The sequence below is a fragment of the Microvirga sp. P4_G7 genome, assembly GCF_056401005.1.
In genome coordinates, this window is sequence record NZ_JBFUKD010000457.1 from 1 (window position 1) to 3,132 (window position 3,132).

The 3,132-nt window shown below is 62.0% G+C and carries 3 protein-coding genes; all 3 read right to left on the reverse strand.

The window, feature by feature from the left end:
• Nucleotides 1–649, reverse strand: a 649-nt coding sequence (locus tag AC1DT3_RS16285) for a response regulator (RefSeq protein WP_477466289.1), incomplete at its 3' end; no start/stop codon positions are given.
• Nucleotides 650–857: 208 nt separating this feature from the next.
• Entirely contained in the window at nt 858–1,853 is a 996-nt protein-coding gene (gene galE, locus AC1DT3_RS16290; RefSeq protein ID WP_477466290.1) for a UDP-glucose 4-epimerase GalE, read from the reverse strand.
• 44 nt (nt 1,854–1,897) lie between these two features.
• On the reverse strand, nt 1,898–3,132 hold a 1,235-nt coding region (locus AC1DT3_RS16295), incomplete at its 5' end, for a hypothetical protein (protein WP_477466291.1).

The following is a 3,132-nucleotide window of genomic DNA, read 5'->3' on the forward strand; positions in this document are numbered from 1 at the left end:
GCCACGCACTCCGCTCGGCTTCACTGCTGCGCAGGATGTCGGCGAGCTTCTGGCCCATCAGGCCTTCCGTCGTTGATCCGACCAGCATGGCGAAATGCGCATTGACGAAAACAGCCCTGCCCTGGCGATCGACTGCGCTGATCATGGCCGGCACCGTATCGATGACTTGCGCCAAAGCTTCTCGGCTGTTGCGCACATGCTCTTCGTGCGAGCGCTCGCTGCGGATCAGCTGCTGCTCGAGCATTTGAGCCCGGCTCTGGATGAATTGCTGCTGCCGATGCAATTTCAGGAGATTGCGGGCCCGCGTGATGAACTCGTAATGGTCGACCGGACTGTTCAGGAAATCCGTCGCGCCGGCCTCCAACGCCCGCAACCTGAAGGTTCTATCGTCATAGGCGGTGATGACGATGACTGGAACAGCGGCGCCATGGGTCTTGTTGCGCAAGAGGCGTGTGAACTCGGCCCCGTCGAAACCGGGCATCTTGTAGTCGGTGATGATGAGATCGGGCGCATTCCCGTCCAGCCAATCCAGGGCATCCTGAGGATTGCTGAACGTCTGGATCGCCACGCCCTCCTCGAGCGACAGCGCCAGACGCGAGAATATGTTTCGGTTCGTTATCCGATCATCGACTATCAGAATGAGCGACATGCCACCTCCCTCTGGCGCTGCATCCTCAGACGAAAGGACTCACGATTGCGCGGGTATTTTCCCTTTGGCTTGCGGCAAAGTATCATTGCACGCGAAGCACATGACGCGCAATTCGCAACGAAGTTTCACTCGAGGTGCCTGGAGAGGCGAAAGAGCCCTTTCAGCCCTGTGGCTGAGAGGGCGGATCGGATTTACCACGTCTCGCGAATTAGGCCGAAAGTGCCTGCTGGGTCACAAGATTCCGCTCCCAAGCGAGGGCGTGGGCGATGATCGTATCCAGATCGTCGCGGGCCGGGCGCCAACCGAGCCGCTTTTGGACCTCTCCCGCCGCCGCGACAAGCGTGGCCGGGTCACCCGATCGCCGCGCCATTCTGCGCGTCGGGAAATCGACTCTCGAGACCCGTTTGACGCCCTCGATGACCTCAAGGACCGACCGCCCGCGACCGTAACCGCAATTGAGGGTGACGCTCCCTCCCCCGTCCGACAGATAATCCAGGGCGAGAAGATGCGCGTTGGCGAGATCCGAAACGTGGATGTAGTCGCGCAGGCACGTCCCGTCCGGCGTCGGGTAATCCGTGCCATAGATCTCCACCCCCGAGCGCTGCCGAAGGGCGGCCTGCGTGGCAATCTTGATCAGATGCGTCGCCCGCAATCCCGATTGCCCGCTCCGGCCTTCCGGATCGGCTCCGGCGACGTTGAAATAGCGAAGCACCACGTATCTCAGCGGATGCGCCGCGGCGGCGTCCCTCAACATTGTTTCAGTCATCAACTTCGATGCGCCATAGGGTGAGACCGGTTGGAGCGTGGCCGTCTCCGGGATCGGGCTCACCGATGCGTTGCCGTAGACGGCCGCCGTGGAGGAAAAGATCATTCGCTCGACGCCGTTCTTGATCGCCGAATCGATGAGGGTTCGGGAATTGACGGTGTTGTTGAAATAGTAGTTCAGCGGCTCGATGACGGAATCCGGAACCACGATCGAGCCGGCGAAATGGGCGATCGCTTCGATCTGGTGCTCTCGAATGACCTCGCCCAGCAATTCTGCATCGCCGCAATTGCCTTGCACGAACGGCACCTGCGGAGGCACGAGCCACCGGAAGCCCGTGCTGAGGTCATCGAGGACGACGACCTTCCGCCCCGCATCCAACAGGGCCAGAACCATGTGGCTGCCGATATACCCGGCCCCGCCGGTCACCAGAATTGTCATGTCGCCTCTCTCCGCTGAGTTTGCGCGATCGTGTCGCGCGACGTTCAAGGTTGCTCGGAAATTGCCACTGGAACCCGGACGAGGTCGCGGTCCCACGTGACCTTGCAGTTCTTCAGCTGGTATCGCGTCAGATACAGAAAGCCGCTTCGGCCGAAGTCTTCGAAGGACGGTGTCCGCGCAGCGGGGTCGATCAGGGTCGGGTAAAAATAGCTGTGCTCGTCGCCGCACGACTTGTTCCACAGAAGCTGAGCTTCCATGACGAGAGAGGGCTCGCTCCACTGCAAGAGATCGGACGACGTCGCCGTGAAAAACCCTTCGACCGTGCGGCCGTCACGATTTCGGCGTTTGTCGCCGAAGACCGCGATGAACGCTCCGGTGTCTGGGTGTTTCACCACCCCGCCGATCATGCGGCCGAGCAGATTGGGCGCCACGGGCGCGCAGACATGCGCCGCGACATCTTCGATTTCATTCCGGAACGGGTCGACAAAGGTCGCCGCGAAGTCCTTTCCGTCCCACGCCCGCCATGAGGATGGGTCGTCGAGCGTCCTGGTCCGGATCAAGCAATTGCCGCGGCGTTGCGCCCTGTAGCCGTCCGCGAAGATAAACGCGTAGTACCATCCCTCGCGCATGAAGATGTTGCTCGGGTTCGAATACCCCACGCGCGCGTTTCGGTCCGTCGGAAACCCGTACGGGAGCGTGGCGACGACGGGGGGGCGTCCCTCGGATTTCTCAGCCTGAAAAGACCTCCCGCCGTCACGCGAGACGAGCGCCGTCACGGTGTTCAGGAGACAAGGGCTGTAGCGCCCGGCCGGACATTGTCCCGGGGTCCGGTCTCCCCGCATCTCGGTATGGGCAAGCGCGTAGACCTCTCGACCGTTCGCCGTGTAGACGCCGCCGATCCAACTGAGATCGTCGAACTCGGCAAGCTTCGCCGAACGACCCGCCTCGAACAACAGCGAACAATCCGGTCGGACCGCATCGAGACTTTTTCCGACGAGAGCACGGTTGTCGTTGTGGCTGACGACGACGCGCGTCTCACCGTCGGCAGAGCGGAAGGCTCGCGCCGAAGCGTCGGGCACGTTCGTCCTGGTGCACGCATCGCGCGACCAATCGAAGACGGTTTCAACGGGTCCTGTGGTCGCGATGGAGAGCCGGCTTCCGCCGGCCTCCACGCTCGAACCAAGGGCGAGGCCGATCGTCGCCACGACAGCCGCAGCGACGATCCTTCCGCGATATGTCATCACGCGACCTGCTGCACTTGTTCTCCCGTCTTCTGCAT

Coding starts and splice junctions, on each gene's coding strand:
- galE (WP_477466290.1), bottom strand. CDS start 1,853: ATGACAATTCTGGTGACCGGCGGGGCCGGGTATATCGGCAGCCACATG.